The 14,278-nt window shown below is 71.6% G+C and carries 12 protein-coding genes; 9 read left to right on the plus strand and 3 right to left on the minus strand.

The genetic code is table 11. The annotated features are described in order from the left end of the window. Positions 1–26: 26 nt before the first annotated feature. On the plus strand, positions 27–1,013 hold the full coding sequence (holA, locus tag IE241_RS07200; RefSeq protein WP_190020769.1) for a DNA polymerase III subunit delta: 987 nt from the start codon (positions 27–29) through the stop codon (positions 1,011–1,013). A gap of 299 nt (positions 1,014–1,312) precedes the next feature. Here the strand turns inward: holA and rpsT are convergent, their stop codons facing one another. After that, entirely contained in the window at positions 1,313–1,579 is a 267-nt protein-coding gene (gene rpsT, locus IE241_RS07205; protein ID WP_168097138.1) for a 30S ribosomal protein S20, read from the minus strand. 213 nt (positions 1,580–1,792) lie between these two features. Between rpsT and lepA the strand changes: the two genes are divergently transcribed. The 3 genes from lepA to hemW all read left to right on the plus strand — a co-directional run bounded on the left by lepA (position 1,793) and on the right by hemW (position 7,102). Next, a complete protein-coding gene (gene lepA, locus IE241_RS07210; protein ID WP_190020770.1) occupies positions 1,793–3,655 on the plus strand; it encodes a translation elongation factor 4 in 1,863 nt (620 codons plus the stop codon). 240 nt (positions 3,656–3,895) lie between these two features. Beyond that, positions 3,896–5,785, plus strand: a complete 1,890-nt coding sequence (locus IE241_RS07215) for an AMP-dependent synthetase/ligase (protein ID WP_190020771.1) — start codon at positions 3,896–3,898, stop codon at positions 5,783–5,785. A gap of 84 nt (positions 5,786–5,869) precedes the next feature. Continuing rightward, a complete protein-coding gene (hemW, locus tag IE241_RS07220) occupies positions 5,870–7,102 on the plus strand; it encodes a radical SAM family heme chaperone HemW (RefSeq protein WP_190020772.1) in 1,233 nt (410 codons plus the stop codon). A gap of 127 nt (positions 7,103–7,229) precedes the next feature. Here the strand turns inward: hemW and IE241_RS07225 are convergent, their stop codons facing one another. Both IE241_RS07225 and IE241_RS07230 read right to left on the minus strand, forming a co-directional pair. Continuing rightward, positions 7,230–8,057, minus strand: a complete 828-nt coding sequence (locus IE241_RS07225) for a DUF3097 domain-containing protein (protein WP_190020773.1) — start codon at positions 8,055–8,057, stop codon at positions 7,230–7,232. Between the two features lie 68 nt (positions 8,058–8,125). Next, on the minus strand, positions 8,126–8,869 hold the full coding sequence (locus tag IE241_RS07230; protein ID WP_190020774.1) for an MBL fold metallo-hydrolase: 744 nt from the start codon (positions 8,867–8,869) through the stop codon (positions 8,126–8,128). Positions 8,870–9,055: 186 nt separating this feature from the next. Between IE241_RS07230 and hrcA the strand changes: the two genes are divergently transcribed. The 5 genes from hrcA to IE241_RS07255 all read left to right on the plus strand — a co-directional run bounded on the left by hrcA (position 9,056) and on the right by IE241_RS07255 (position 14,188). Next, positions 9,056–10,072 carry a heat-inducible transcriptional repressor HrcA gene (gene hrcA, locus IE241_RS07235; RefSeq protein ID WP_179080842.1) on the plus strand — a complete coding sequence of 339 codons (1,017 nt, stop codon included), beginning with the start codon at positions 9,056–9,058 and terminating at the stop codon, positions 10,070–10,072. Further along, complete coding sequence (gene dnaJ, locus IE241_RS07240; protein ID WP_190020775.1) at positions 10,073–11,209, plus strand: molecular chaperone DnaJ; 1,137 nt, start codon at positions 10,073–10,075, stop codon at positions 11,207–11,209. A 191-nt stretch (positions 11,210–11,400) separates the two neighbouring features. Beyond that, a complete protein-coding gene (locus IE241_RS07245) occupies positions 11,401–12,594 on the plus strand; it encodes a nitronate monooxygenase (RefSeq protein ID WP_373300598.1) in 1,194 nt (397 codons plus the stop codon). After that, positions 12,591–13,343: a 16S rRNA (uracil(1498)-N(3))-methyltransferase gene (locus IE241_RS07250; protein ID WP_190020776.1), complete on the plus strand. Its 753-nt coding sequence runs from the start codon at positions 12,591–12,593 to the stop codon at positions 13,341–13,343. The genes IE241_RS07245 and IE241_RS07250 overlap by 4 nt, the downstream gene beginning before the upstream one ends. A gap of 98 nt (positions 13,344–13,441) precedes the next feature. Continuing rightward, on the plus strand, positions 13,442–14,188 hold the full coding sequence (locus IE241_RS07255; protein WP_190020777.1) for a helix-turn-helix transcriptional regulator: 747 nt from the start codon (positions 13,442–13,444) through the stop codon (positions 14,186–14,188). Positions 14,189–14,278 lie beyond the last annotated feature (90 nt).

Here is a 14,278-nt window from a genome sequence, read left to right on the forward strand (position 1 = left end):
CAGTAGCGCGTGGGATGCTGGACGCGATGGCCAGGAAGACTGCAACCGACGATCTGCTCGCCCCCCTCACGCTCGCCGTGGGCCAGGAGGATCTCCTGCTGGACCGCGCCGTCCGGGAGGTGGTCGCGGCCGCCCGCGCCGCCGACGCCGACACCGACGTCCGCGACCTCACCCCCGATGCGCTCCAGCCGGGCACCCTCGCCGAGCTGACCAGCCCCTCGCTCTTCGCCGAGCGCAAGGTCGTGATCGTCCGCAACGCCCAGGACCTCTCCGCGGACACGATCAAGGACGTGAAGGGGTATCTCTCCGCGCCCGCCGAGGAGATCACCCTGGTGCTGCTCCATGCGGGCGGCGCCAAGGGCAAGGGCCTGCTGGACGCGGCGCGCAAGGCCGGGGCGCGGGAGGTCGCCTGCCCCAAGATGACCAAGCCTGCCGACCGGCTGGCGTTCGTCCGGGGCGAGTTCCGGGCGGCCGGCCGTTCCGCGACGCCCGAGGCCTGCCAGAGCCTGGTGGATGCGATCGGCAGCGATCTGCGGGAGCTTGCCAGCGCCTGCGCGCAGCTCGTCGCCGACATCGACGGCACGATCGACGCCGCCGTCGTCAGCCGCTATTACACGGGCCGCGCCGAGGCCTCCAGCTTCACCGTCGCCGACCGCGCGGTGGAGGGGCGGACCGCCGAGGCGCTGGAGGCGCTGCGCTGGTCGATGTCCACGGGCGTCGCCCCCGTCCTGATCACGAGCGCGCTCGCCCAGGGCGTCCGCGCCATCGGCAAGCTCGCCTCCGCCCCGCGCGGGGCACGCCCCGGGGATCTGGCCAGGGATCTCGGCATGCCGCCGTGGAAGATCGACCGGGTGCGGCAGCAGATGCGGGGCTGGTCGGCGGACGGGGTGGCCGCGGCGCTGCTGGCCATCGCGGCGGCCGACGCCGGCGTCAAGGGCGGGGGCGATGATCCGGAGTACGCCTTGGAGAAGGCCGTCGTCGCCGTTGCGAGGGCGGCCCGTAGCCGCGGCTGACCCGCTGCCTGTCTTGCTTGCGTGCCCCCCAGCTGCAGCCGGGGGGGGGCACGCAAACAGGCCGAGAATGCGCCAAAGACGCTGAGCATGCCCAAAGGCGCCGAGAATACCCAAAGGCCCCGGGTCACCCTTGGGGAAAGGGTGACCCGGGGCCCCGGGTTCGTTCATCGAGCCGTGAGGCTCATGCCGCGCACGCGTGGCGAACGACCGAGCGCGGCGGGGTGCCGTACCGGAGCGGTAGAGAGGGTCCGCTGGTTCCGGTGCCGGCGAAGGACCGGGGCTCACGCCCCGGAGAGGCTTCAGCCCTTGAGGGCGGCAACCTGCTTGGCCAGCGCCGACTTCTTGTTGGCGGCGGCGTTCTTGTGCAGGACACCCTTGGTGGCGGCCTTGTCGAGCTTCTTGCCGGCCAGGGCAACGGCGGCGGTGGCCTTGGCGGCGTCACCGGCGACGATGGCCTCGCGGGCCGCACGGACAGCGGTCTTGACCGCGGACTTGACGGCCTTGTTACGCAGGCGCGCCTTCTCGTTGGTCTTGTTCCGCTTGATCTGGGACTTGATGTTCGCCACGAAAGAGCCTTTTCAGGTTCGTTGGATTTCGAGTACTGCGTGGTGTGACCACCGTGTAGAGGGCACGACAGGCACAGTGGACCAGGCTACCAGTAGCCCCTCCGGCCGCCCAAACCGGACCGAGCCCGCCGGTCATGGGACGATGGGGGAGTCGTATACCCGACTCCCGCCGAGACTGGCGTTCAAGCGCCGAAGTCACCGAATGGATCCTGCGTGCCCGCGACCCCTACCAACGTGCCCGAGCCGAGCCGTACCGACCCGGCTCTGATCCGCAACTTCTGCATCATCGCGCACATCGACCACGGCAAGTCGACGCTCGCCGACCGGATGCTTCAGCTGACCGGCGTGGTCGACCAGCGGCAGATGCGCGCGCAGTACCTCGACCGGATGGACATCGAGCGCGAGCGCGGCATCACGATCAAGTCCCAGGCGGTCCGTCTGCCGTGGGCGCCCACGGACGATGAGGGCAACACCCACATCCTCAACATGATCGACACCCCTGGTCACGTCGACTTCACCTACGAGGTCTCGCGCTCGCTCGCCGCGTGCGAGGGCTGCATCCTCCTGGTCGACGCCGCGCAGGGCATCGAGGCCCAGACTCTCGCCAACCTCTACCTGGCGATGGAGAACGACCTCACGATCATCCCGGTCCTCAACAAGATCGACCTGCCTGCCGCCCAGCCGGAGAAGTTCGCCGCCGAGCTCGCGAACCTCGTCGGCTGCGACCCCGAGGACGTCCTCAAGGTCTCCGCCAAGACCGGCGTCGGCGTGCCCGAGCTGCTCGACCGCGTCATCCGCGAGGTCCCGGCCCCGGTCGGCGTCAAGGACGCCCCCGCCCGCGCGATGATCTTCGACTCGGTCTACGACTCCTACCGCGGCGTGGTCACCTACGTCCGTGTCGTCGACGGCGAGCTCAAGAAGCGCGAGCGCATCAAGATGATGTCGACCGGCGCCACCCACGAGCTGCTGGAGATCGGCACCAACTCGCCCGAGATGCTCCCGGCCGACGGCCTCGGCGTCGGCGAGGTGGGCTACATCATCACGGGTGTGAAGGACGTCCGGCAGTCCAAGGTCGGTGACACGATCACCTCCCAGCAGAACGGCGCCACCGAGGCCCTGGGCGGCTACAAGGACCCGAAGCCCATGGTCTTCTCGGGCCTGTACCCGCTGGACGGCTCGGACTACCCCGAGCTGCGCGAGGCCCTCGACAAGCTGCAGCTCAACGACGCCGCCCTCGTCTACGAGCCGGAGACCTCGGCCGCCCTCGGCTTCGGCTTCCGCGTCGGCTTCCTCGGCCTGCTCCACCTGGACGTGGTCCGCGAGCGGCTGGAGCGCGAGTTCGGCCTCGACCTCATCGCCACCGCTCCCAACGTGGTCTACAACGTGCGGATGGAGGACGGCGCCGAGCACGTCGTCACCAACCCGAGCGAGTTCCCCGAGGGCAAGATCGCCGAGGTGCACGAGCCGGTCGTCAAGGCGACCGTCCTCGCGCCCACCGAGTTCGTCGGCGCGATCATGGAGCTCTGCCAGTCCCGTCGCGGCACCATGATGGGCATGGACTACCTCTCCGAGGACCGGGTCGAGCTGCGCTACACCCTTCCCCTCGCGGAGATCGTCTTCGACTTCTTCGACCAGCTGAAGTCCAAGACCCGCGGCTACGCCTCCCTGGACTACGAGCCCACCGGCGAGCAGACCGCCGAGCTGGTCAAGGTCGACATCCTGCTGCACGGCGACAAGGTCGACGCCTTCTCCGCGATCACCCACAAGGACAAGGCGTACGCGTACGGCGTCCGCCTCGTCGCCAAGCTGCGCGAGCTCATCCCGAGGCAGAACTTCGAGGTGCCGATCCAGGCCGCGATCGGCTCCCGCGTCATCGCCCGTGAGACCGTCCGCGCCATCCGCAAGGACGTCCTCGCCAAGTGCTACGGCGGTGACATCTCCCGTAAGCGGAAGCTGCTGGAGAAGCAGAAGGAAGGCAAGAAGCGGATGAAGATGGTCGGCAGCGTGGAGGTCCCCCAGGAGGCCTTCATCGCGGTGCTGTCCAGCGACGAGGCCGGGGAGAAGGGCAAGAAGTAACCCCCGTAACCCCCGGGGACACTCGTCCCCAGCCGTCCTCAGCGCCTGCGAAAGCGCCCGTTCCCTCCGGGGGACGGGCGCTTTCGCGTCATTGACCGCTCCCGGGGCGCGCGTGCTGGTCACAGCTTCGACAAGCCCATCTCAGGCTCTTACGCAGCGGGCCCGGGCGGCTTACGCTGATCACTGCTTGGAAGGTTACTCGTGAGTCACCAGCAACGAATTCGGGCCCCGGAGGACGCCGTGACCGAGACACAGGCTTTGATCGAGAACCGGCCGCCCTCCGTGGCGACGATCCTCCTCGAACGCGTCGAGGCGACACCCGACGCGGAGGCCTACCGCTATCCGGTCCCCGCCCCCTCCGGCCAGGGTCCCGACACCTGGGCCTCGCTCACCTGGGGCCAGGCCGCCGAGCGGATCCTCGCGATCGCCGCGGGCCTCGCCGACCTCGGCGTGCAGGCCGAGGAGCGCGTCGCCCTCTCCAGCGCCACCCGCGTGGAGTGGATCCTGGCCGACCTCGGGGTGCTCTGCTCCGGCGCCGCCACCACCACGGTCTACCCCAGCACCAACGCCGAGGAGACGGCGTTCATCCTCTCCGACTCCGAGAGCCGGGTGCTCATCGCGGAGAACGCCGCCCAGCTGGCCAAGGCCCGCGAGCACCGCGCCGACCTGCCCGGGCTCGCCCACGTCGTCGTCATCGACGAGAAGGACGCGATCCCCGCCGACGGCGACCCCGACGGCTGGGTGCTCTCCCTCGCCGAGCTGGAGCGGCGCGGCGCCGCCCGCCTGGAGGCCGAGCCCCAGACCGTCCGCGAGCGGATCGCGGCCCTGCGCTCCGATCAGCTCGCGACGCTCATCTACACCTCCGGCACCACCGGCCGCCCCAAGGGCGTCCGCCTGCCCCACGACACCTGGTCGTACATGGCGCGCGCCATCCAGGCCACCGGCATGGTCCGCCCCGACGACGTGCAGTTCCTGTGGCTGCCGCTCGCCCACGTCTTCGGCAAGGTGCTGACCTGCAGCCAGATCAGCACCGGGCACGTCAGCGCGATCGACGGGCGGCAGGACCGGATCGCCGAGAACCTCCAGGCCGTACGGCCCACCTACATGGCCGCCGTCCCGCGCATCTTCGAGAAGGTCTACAACGGCGTCGCCGCCAAGGCCCGCGAGGGCGGCGGGGCCAAGTACAAGATCTTCCGCTGGGCGGCGGAGGTCGCCCGCGAGTATGCCAGGGTCTCGCAGGACAACTTCCGCCGCACCGGCATCAGGACCGTCCCCTTCGGCCTCGCCGCCCAGCACAAGATCGCGGACGCCCTCGTCTACGCGAAGATCCGCGAGGCCTTCGGCGGCCGGCTGCGCGCCTGCGTATCCGGTGCCTCCGCGCTGCCCGTGGACATCGGCCTGTTCTTCTCCGGCGCCGGCATCCACATCCTGGAGGGCTACGGCCTCACCGAGACCAGCGCCGCCAGCTTCGTCAACCCCGGCGAGGCCTACCGCACCGGCACCGTCGGCAAGCCGCTGCCCGGCACCGAGGTCCGCATCGCCGACGACGGCGAGATCCTGCTGCGCGGCCCCGGCATCATGGCCGGCTACCACGGCCTGCCCGAGAAGACCGCCGAGGTCCTGGAGAGCGACGGCTGGTTCCACACCGGCGACATCGGCGAGCTCTCGCCCGACGGCTATCTGCGCATCACCGACCGCAAGAAGGACCTGATCAAGACCTCGGGCGGCAAGTACGTCGCACCGACCGAGATCGAGGGCCGCTTCAAGGCGCTGTGCCCCTTCGTCTCCAACGCCGTCGTGCACGGCGCCGACCGCAACTACTGCACCGCTCTCCTCGCCCTCGACGAGCCCACCCTCATGACCTGGGCCGCCGAGCACGGCCTGGCCGGCAAGTCCTACGCCGAGGTCGTCGCGGACCCGCAGACCACCGAGCTCGTCCAGGGCTATGTGGAGCGGGTCAACGAGGGCCTGCAGCGCTGGCAGACGATCAAGAAGTTCCGGCTGCTGCCGCGCGACCTCGACGTCGAGCACGGCGAGCTCACGCCGAGCCTGAAGCTGAAGCGGCCGGTCGTGGAGCGGCGCTACAAGGACCTGATCGAGGAGATGTACGAGGGGGCCCGCGAGAAGTGATCGCAGGGAGGTGACCCGGCCGGTGCGGAACCGGCGCGGTCCCGGCCCGGCCGGCCCGCTCCGGCGATGCCGGACAATGGACCCATGCCTTCCGTACTGCCTGACGGCGAACCCATGCCCGAGGACGGGGCCCTGCCCCGCCACGCCCTTGCCGGCGCCGGGCAGCGGCCGCTCGGGTTCTACCTGCACGTGCCCTACTGCGCGACGCGCTGCGGGTACTGCGACTTCAACACGTACACCGCGAGCGAGCTGCGCGGCTCCGGCGGCGCGCTCGCCTCGCGGGACAACTACGCCGAGACGGTCGCCGAGGAGATCCGCCTCGCGCGGAAGGTGCTGGGCGACGACCCGCGCCCCGTCGAGACCGTCTTCGTCGGCGGCGGCACGCCCACGCTGCTGCCCGCCGCCGACCTCGTACGGATGCTCGCGGCGATCCGCGACGAGTTCGGCCTCGCGGACGGCGCGGAGGTCACCACCGAGGCCAACCCCGAGTCCGTCGACCCGCGCTATCTCGCGGAGCTGCGCGAGGGCGGCTTCAACCGGATCTCCTTCGGCATGCAGAGCGCCCGGCAGCACGTCCTGAAGATCCTCGACCGCACGCACACGCCGGGCCGCCCCGAGGCCTGCGTCGCGGAGGCGCGCGCGGCCGGCTTCGAGCACGTCAACCTGGACCTGATCTACGGCACCCCCGGAGAGTCGGACGACGACTGGCGGGCCTCGCTGGACGCGGCCATCGGCGCCGGCCCCGACCACGTCTCCGCGTACGCGCTGATCGTCGAGGAGGGCACCCAGCTCGCCCGCCGCATCCGCCGCGGCGAGGTCCCGATGACCGACGACGACGTCCACGCCGACCGCTACCTCATCGCCGAGGAGGCGCTCACGGCCGCGGGCTTCTCCTGGTACGAGGTCTCCAACTGGGCCACGACCGACGCCGGCCGCTGCCGCCACAACGAGCTCTACTGGCGCGGCGCGGACTGGTGGGGCGCAGGCCCCGGCGCGCACTCCCACGTGGGGGGCGTGCGGTGGTGGAACGTGAAGCACCCGGGCGCGTATGCGCAGGCGCTGGCCGAGGGACGGTCGCCCGGCGCGGGCCGCGAGGTCCTGCCGGAGGAGGACCAGCGGGTGGAGCGGATCCTGCTGGAGCTGCGGCTGGTGGACGGGTGCCCGCTGTCGCTGCTCAAGCCGGCGGGCCTGGCGGCGGCCGAGCGCGCCCTGGCGGACGGCCTGCTGGCCTCCGGCCCGTACGAGGCCGGCCGCGCCGTGCTGACCCTGCGGGGGCGGCTGCTCGCCGATGCGGTCGTGCGGGACCTGGTGGACTGAGCCCCGGTCCCACCCTTTCGCCGTTTCCTGGGGCTGCGCCCCAGCCCCCTGTCCGCGCTGACGCGCGTCGTCCTCAAACGCCGGACGGGCTGAAACTTTCAGCTCGCCCGGCGCCCGGCGCCCGGGGTCAGGGGGCCGTCACGAAATCGATCAATTCTTCCACGCGCCCCAGCAATTCCGGCTCAAGGTCCTTATACGAGCGCACGCCCGAAAGGATCCGCTGCCACGCGGCCCCCGTGTTCTCCGGCCACCCCAGCCCCCGGCAAACCCCGGTCTTCCAGTCCTGCCCCCGCGGCACCCGCGGCCACTCCCGGATGCCCACGGACGACGGCTTGACCGCCTCCCACACATCCACGTACGGGTGACCCACGACCAGTACGTGCTCGCCCGTCACCTCCGCCGCGATCCTCGACTCCTTCGACCCCGGCACGAGGTGGTCGACCAGGACACCCAGCCGGGCGTCCGGTCCGGGGGCGAAGGAGCGGACGATCGCCGGGAGGTCGTCGACGCCCTCCAGGTATTCGACGACCACGCCCTCGATGCGCAGGTCGTCGCCCCACACCCGCTCCACGAGCTCCGCGTCGTGGCGGCCCTCCACGTAGATGCGCCCCGCCCGGGCGACGCGGGCCCGGGCTCCGGGGACGGCGATCGAGCCGGAGGCCGTCCGTGCGGGCACGGCAGGCGTGCGTGCCGCACCCGTGGGGCGTACGAGGGTGACGACGCGCCCCTCCAGCAGGAAGCCGCGGGGCTCCATCGGGAAGACGCGGTGCTTGCCGAAGCGGTCCTCCAGGGTGACCACCGGCCCCTGCGCCGTCTTCTCGCAGCGGATCACCGCTCCGCAGAACCCGGTGGTGACCTCTTCGACCACGAGATCGACGTCCGCGGGCACCTCGGGCGCGGGCTGCTGCTTCTTCCACGGGGGAGTGAGATCGGGTCCGTACTGTCTGCTGCGCATGGAGATCATTCTTCCCGCGGCGCGCACGGCTACGACTCACGGCTACGACGCACGGCTACGACTCACGGTTACGACACGCCGAAGCGCGCCGCCAAGGCGTCCCTCTGCGCCCGTACGAACGCCGCGTCCACCACCGCCCCGTGCCCCGGTACGTACACCGCGTCCTCGCCGCCGAGCGCGAGGAGCCGGTCGAGGGCCGCGGGCCACCGGTGAGGCAGCGCGTCCGGACCCGCCTGGGGTTCGCCGGACTCCTCCACCAGATCCCCGCAGAAGACGACCTCGGGCGCCCCGCCGGAGCCCGCGACGAAGACCGCCAGATCGTGCGCGGTGTGGCCGGGCCCGAGGTTGGCGAGGAGCGCCTGCCGCCCGCCGCCCAGGTCCAGCGTCAGCTCCCCGCTGACCGGGTGCCGGGGCGTGACGAGCCGCTCGACGGCTTCCGCCGCGGCCTCGGGCGCGAGCCCGTACCGCTCGCCGTCCAGGCGCAGCTCCTCGCTCTCGCGCCGCATCAGCTCGGCGGCGCCCACGGCCCCGTACACCTCCGCGCCCGGGAAGGCCGCCGTGCCGAAGACGTGATCGAAGTGGGGGTGCGTCAGAGCGATATGCGTCACTCCCCGGCCGAACAGCTCGCGCACCTCGCGCCCGAGCTCCGCGCCCTCCGCGACCGTCGACCCGGTGTCCACGAGCAGCACGCCCGTACTGCCCGCGACGACCCCTACGGTGGCGTCCCACGTCGGCATTCGGCGGCGCGCGACGCCCGGCGCGAGCCGCTCCCACCGTGCTGCATCCCCCTGGCCTTGCTGACCGCTGTCCATACCAGGACGCTAGCGGGAGCGCGGTACGGTTGCCCGCCCGGCGGGCCCCCGCGGGCACGCGGCGGGGACGGCTCTTGCCCTGCCTGTGGTGCACGGCCGTACACTGGCTGGAGGGCTTTGGCACTCGCGACTGCTGAGTGCCAGGAACGGGCCCCGTAAGACGGTCTGGACTTGGAGGTGCGCGCGATGCTGAGCGAACGCAGGCTCGAGGTGTTGCGCGCCATCGTCCAGGACTATGTGGGCACCGAGGAGCCGGTCGGCTCCAAGGCCCTCACCGAGCGGCACCGGCTGGGCGTCTCCCCGGCCACGGTGCGCAACGACATGGCCGCGCTGGAGGAGGAGGGCTTCATCGCCCAGCCGCACACCAGCGCCGGCCGTATCCCGACCGACAAGGGCTACCGGCTCTTCGTCGACCGCCTGGCGGGCGTCAAGCCCCTGTCGACGCCGGAGCGGCGCGCCATCCAGAACTTCCTGGACGGCGCCGTCGACCTGGACGACGTCGTGGGGCGCACGGTCCGCCTGCTGGCGCAGCTGACCCGGCAGGTCGCGGTGGTGCAGTATCCGTCGCTGACCCGTTCGACGGTGCGCCATGTGGAGCTGCTCTCGCTGGCTCCGGCCCGCGTCATGCTCGTGCTGATCACGGACACCGGGCGGGTCGAGCAGCGCATGATCGACTGCCCGGCCCCGATCGGTGAGATCTCTCTCGCGGATCTGCGCGCCCGGCTCAACAGCCGCGTCGTGGGCCGCCGGTTCACGGACGTCCCGCAGCTGGTGGCGGATCTGGCCGAGTCCTTCGAGCAGGAGGACCGCGGAACCGTTTCTACGGTGCTGGCCACCCTGCTGGAGACGCTGGTCGAGGAGACCGAGGAGCGGCTGATGATCGGCGGCACCGCCAATCTCACCCGTTTCGGTCACGACTTCCCCCTCACCATCCGGCCCGTGCTGGAGGCGCTGGAGGAGCAGGTCGTGCTGCTGAAGCTGCTGGGCGAGGCCAAGGACTCCGGGATGACGGTGCGCATCGGCCATGAGAACGCTCACGAGGGACTGAACTCCACATCGGTCGTCGCCGTCGGCTACGGTTCGGGCGACGAGGCAGTCGCCAAACTCGGCGTGGTCGGACCGACCCGCATGGACTACCCCGGAACGATGGGAGCGGTACGCGCAGTGGCACGTTACGTCGGACAGATCCTGGCGGAGTCGTAAGTGGCCACGGATTACTACGCGGTCCTGGGCGTACGCCGCGACGCCTCGCAGGACGAGATCAAGAAGGCCTTCCGCCGCCTCGCCCGCGAGCTGCACCCGGACGTCAACCCGGACCCGAAGACGCAGGAGCGGTTCAAGGAGATCAACGCCGCTTACGAGGTGCTCTCGGACCCGCAGAAGAAGCAGGTCTACGACCTCGGCGGCGACCCGCTCTCGGCATCCGGGGGCGGTGGCGGCGCCGGTGGCTTCGGCGCGGGCTTCGGCAACTTCTCCGACATCATGGACGCCTTCTTCGGACAGGCGTCGCAGCGCGGCCCGCGCTCGCGCACCCGGCGCGGCCAGGACGCCATGATCCGTCTCGAAGTGACCCTCGACGAGGCCGCCTTCGGGACGACCAAGGAGATCCAAGTCGACACCGCCGTCGTCTGCACCACGTGCAGCGGCGAGGGCGCGGCCCCCGGCACCTCCGCCCAGACGTGCGACATGTGCCGCGGCCGCGGCGAGGTCTCGCAGGTCACCCGCTCCTTCCTCGGCCAGGTCATGACCTCCCGGCCGTGCCCGCAGTGCCAGGGCTTCGGCACGGTCGTGCCCACCCCCTGCCCGGAGTGCGCCGGTGACGGCCGCGTCCGCTCGCGGCGCACCCTGACGGTCAAGATCCCGGCCGGTGTCGACAACGGCACCCGGATCCAGCTCGCGGGCGAGGGCGAGGTAGGCCCCGGCGGCGGCCCCGCCGGCGACCTCTACGTGGAGATCCACGAGAAGCCGCACACGGTCTTCCAGCGCCGCGGCGACGACCTGCACTGCACGGTCACCATCCCGATGACGGCCGCGGCCCTCGGCACCAAGGTGCCGCTGGAGACCCTGGACGGCATCGAGGAGATCGACATCCGGCCCGGCACGCAGTCGGGTCAGTCGATCCCGCTGCACCAGCGCGGCGTCACGCACCTGCGCGGCGGCGGGCGCGGCGACCTCATCGTGCACGTCGAGGTCATCACCCCCAACAAGCTGGACCCGCAGCAGGAGGACCTGCTGCGGCAGCTGGCGAAGCTGCGGGGCGAGGAGCGTCCGATGGGCGAGTTCAAGCCGGGGCAGCAGGGGCTGTTCTCGCGGCTGAAGGACGCGTTCAACGGGCGGTAGGCGCCGGGCCGGGGGTCCGGGGGTTGGCCCCCGGGCGGGCACAGCAAGCCGGGGCAGCAGGGGCTGTTCTCGCGGCTGAAGGACGCGTTCAACGGGCGCTGAGCCCTTACGGTTCTCTGTGGTCTTTTTCACCGGACGGGCTCGGATCGAGCCCGTCCGGTGATTGACATGGTCTGTGACACGATGTGGTCATGGCATTCGAACCCAGGGTGGCCTCCGCGCTCGCCGGCCTGTGCCGGCACCCGGTCGTGCAGGCGCCCATGGCCGGCGGCGCCTCGGGGCCGGCGCTCGCGGCCGCGGTCTGCGAGGCCGGCGGCCTCGGCTTCCTGGCCGCCGGGTACAAGACGCCCGCGGCGATGTACGAAGAGATCAAGCAGCTTCGCGCCCGCACCGCCGCGCCCTTCGGTGTGAATCTGTTCATGCCGCAGCCCCCCGTCGCCGACCCTGCCGCCGTCGAGGTCTACGCCGAGCAGCTCGCCGGCGAGTCCGCCTGGTACGAGACGCCGCTCGGCGACCGGGATCACGGCGGTGACGACGCCTACGACGCGAAGCTCGCGATCCTCCTCGACGACCCGGTGCCGGTCGTCTCGTTCACGTTCGGCTGTCCCTCGCCCGAGGCCGTCGCCGCCCTCGCCGCCGTCGGCACGCTGACCGTCGTCACCGTGACCTCCGCCGCCGAGGCGCTGGCCGCCCGCGATGCCGGAGCGGACGCCGTGTGCGCCCAGGGCGTCGAGGCCGGCGGCCACCAGGGCACCCACCGCGACGACCCGCACGCCGACGGCGCGGGCGCGGGCCTCGGCCTGCTGTCCCTGCTCGCCCAGGTCCGCGACGCCGTCGACCTCCCCGTGATCGCCACCGGCGGGCTGATGCGCGGCGAGCAGATAGCCGCCGTCCTCGCCGCGGGCGCGAGCGCCGCGCAGCTCGGCACCGCCTTCCTGGCCTGCCCCGAGTCCGGTGCCCACGCCCTGCACAAACAGGCCCTGACCGACCCGTTGTTCGTCGGTACGGAGCTCACCCGGGCCTTCTCGGGCCGCCCCGCCCGCGGCCTGGTGAACCGTTTCATCCGCGAGCACGGCCCGTACGCCCCCGCCGCCTACCCCCAGGTCCACTACCTGACGGCCGGGCTGCGCAAGGCCGCCGCCGAAGCGGGCGACCCGCAGGCGATGGCCCTGTGGGCCGGCCAGGGCCACCGCCTGGTCCGGCCCCTGCCCGCCGCCGCGCTCGTCGAGACGCTCATCGGCGAACTCGACGCGGCGCGCGGTACATCGACGCAGGGGGAGCAGGGCACGGTACGGGGGAGCGCATCGCGGGACAGCGAATCGCGCGGCAGCGAGACGCGGGGCAGTGAAATGCGGGGCAGTGAAATGCGAGGGAGCAAGTCATGACAGCGCCGGTGTTCCTGGTCGAGGAGGACGCCCTGACGGGTGTCTTTCCCGGTACCGTCTTCCCCCTCGACGGCCCCGAAGGGCGCCACGCGGTCTCCGTCCGCCGCCTCCGGGTCGGCGAGGAGATCGGCCTGACGGACGGTCAGGGTACGGGTGCCTTCGGCACCGTGGCCGCCGTCGAGGGCAAGGACCGGCTCGACGTCGCGGTGACGTCCGTACGCTCCGAGCCGCAGCCCGAACCCCGTATCACCGTCGTCCAGGCCCTGCCCAAGGGTGACCGCGGCGAAGTCGCCGTCGAGACGATGACCGAGACCGGCGTCGACGCGATCGTCCCGTGGGCCGCCTCCCGCTGCATCACCCAGTGGAAGGGCGACCGCGGTCTGAAGTCGCTGGGCAAGTGGCGCGCCACGGCCCGCGAGGCCGGCAAGCAGTCCCGCCGCCTCCGCTTCCCCGAGGTCGCCGAGGTGATGACGACCCGCCAGGTCGCCGCGTTCCTCGCCGGCGCGGCCTTCGCCGCCGTCCTCCACGAGGAGGGCCACAGCGCCCCCCTCGCCACGGCCCCGCTGCCTCCGACCGGCGATATCGTCCTCGTGGTCGGCCCCGAGGGAGGCGTCTCCCCCGAGGAGCTCGCGGCCTTCGCCGAGGCGGGCGCCCGGCCGTACCGCCTGGGGGCGAGCGTCCTGCGCACGTCGACGGCGGGCACGGCGGCCACGGCGCTGCTGCTGGGGCGTACGGGCCGCTGGTCCTGAGGGTTCCGGGCGGTGTGGCCTGCGGCCCGCGGTCCGAGTAAGACGACTTCGAGAGGTATGAGGATGACGGGGGTCACGAGGGGGGAGCGAGGTCTGCCATGGCAGCACAACTCCGTACACGGGACTACGGCCAGATGCTCGATCTCGTCGTCGCGGTCCTGGAGAACGAGAACGTCGACTCGGTCTGGCATGTGATCTCCCGGGAGCTCCTGGACTCCCTGGGCTGTGACTCGGCCACGTTCTCCGAAGTACTGCTGTCGGAAGGCACGGGGACGGTACGGGGGTGGGCGCCGGACGAGCTGAGCACCGTCGTGGACGGCCTCGTCCAGCGGCGCATCCGGCAACGCCACCCCCTCCTGGACTACGGCCTGTCCGAACAGGCCCCCGTCAACATCGCCGACATCTGCGACGGCTGGCGCAACACCGCCTGGTACGAGGAAGCCCGCCGCGACTTCGGCGTCACCCAGCAGGTCGGCGTGCCCCTCGCCTGCGAGGACGGCAAGATGTGCGTCGCCCTCATCGGCCGCCGGGGCGACTTCACACCGCACGACCTCGCCTTCCTGACCCGGATCCAGCCGGTGATCCGCACGATGGCCAGCCACGTGTACGAACTGAAGCGGCTGCGTAGTGCGGTGGCTCCCGTGCCGTCGTGTGATCTGACGCCGCGCGAGGCGACGGTGCTCGGCCTGCTGGCCGAGGGCCTCACCGCGGCCGCCATTGCCCGCCGCCTGGCGATCTCCCCGCACACGGTGAACCGCCACCTGGAACGGATCTATCGAAAGCTGGGCACGAACAACCGGGTGTCGACGCTGGTCGTGGCGCGGGCGGAGGGGCTGGTCGCCTGAACGGGTGACTCGTCCGGCCCCAACTCGACTGCCTGGAAGCGGTATTGTGACCTGCGGCGCACCTAGTGCGCCCCCTCCCACGAGGACGTG

Origin of the sequence: Streptomyces hiroshimensis, from assembly GCF_014650335.1 — a bacterium.
Lineage (GTDB): Bacteria > Actinomycetota > Actinomycetes > Streptomycetales > Streptomycetaceae > Streptomyces > Streptomyces hiroshimensis.

Excerpts from the sequence above, each read along its gene's own strand:
- holA (WP_190020769.1), top strand. The coding sequence starts at position 27 with ATGGCCAGGAAGACTGCAACCGACGATCTGCTCGCCCCCCTCACGCTC.
- hemW (WP_190020772.1), top strand. The coding sequence starts at position 5,870 with ATGCCTTCCGTACTGCCTGACGGCGAACCCATGCCCGAGGACGGGGCC.
- IE241_RS07225 (WP_190020773.1), bottom strand. The coding sequence starts at position 8,057 with ATGCGCAGCAGACAGTACGGACCCGATCTCACTCCCCCGTGGAAGAAG.
- IE241_RS07230 (WP_190020774.1), bottom strand. The coding sequence starts at position 8,869 with ATGGACAGCGGTCAGCAAGGCCAGGGGGATGCAGCACGGTGGGAGCGG.
- hrcA (WP_179080842.1), top strand. The coding sequence starts at position 9,056 with ATGCTGAGCGAACGCAGGCTCGAGGTGTTGCGCGCCATCGTCCAGGAC.
- IE241_RS07245 (WP_373300598.1), top strand. The coding sequence starts at position 11,401 with ATGGCATTCGAACCCAGGGTGGCCTCCGCGCTCGCCGGCCTGTGCCGG.
- IE241_RS07250 (WP_190020776.1), top strand. The coding sequence starts at position 12,591 with ATGACAGCGCCGGTGTTCCTGGTCGAGGAGGACGCCCTGACGGGTGTC.
- IE241_RS07255 (WP_190020777.1), top strand. The coding sequence starts at position 13,442 with ATGGCAGCACAACTCCGTACACGGGACTACGGCCAGATGCTCGATCTC.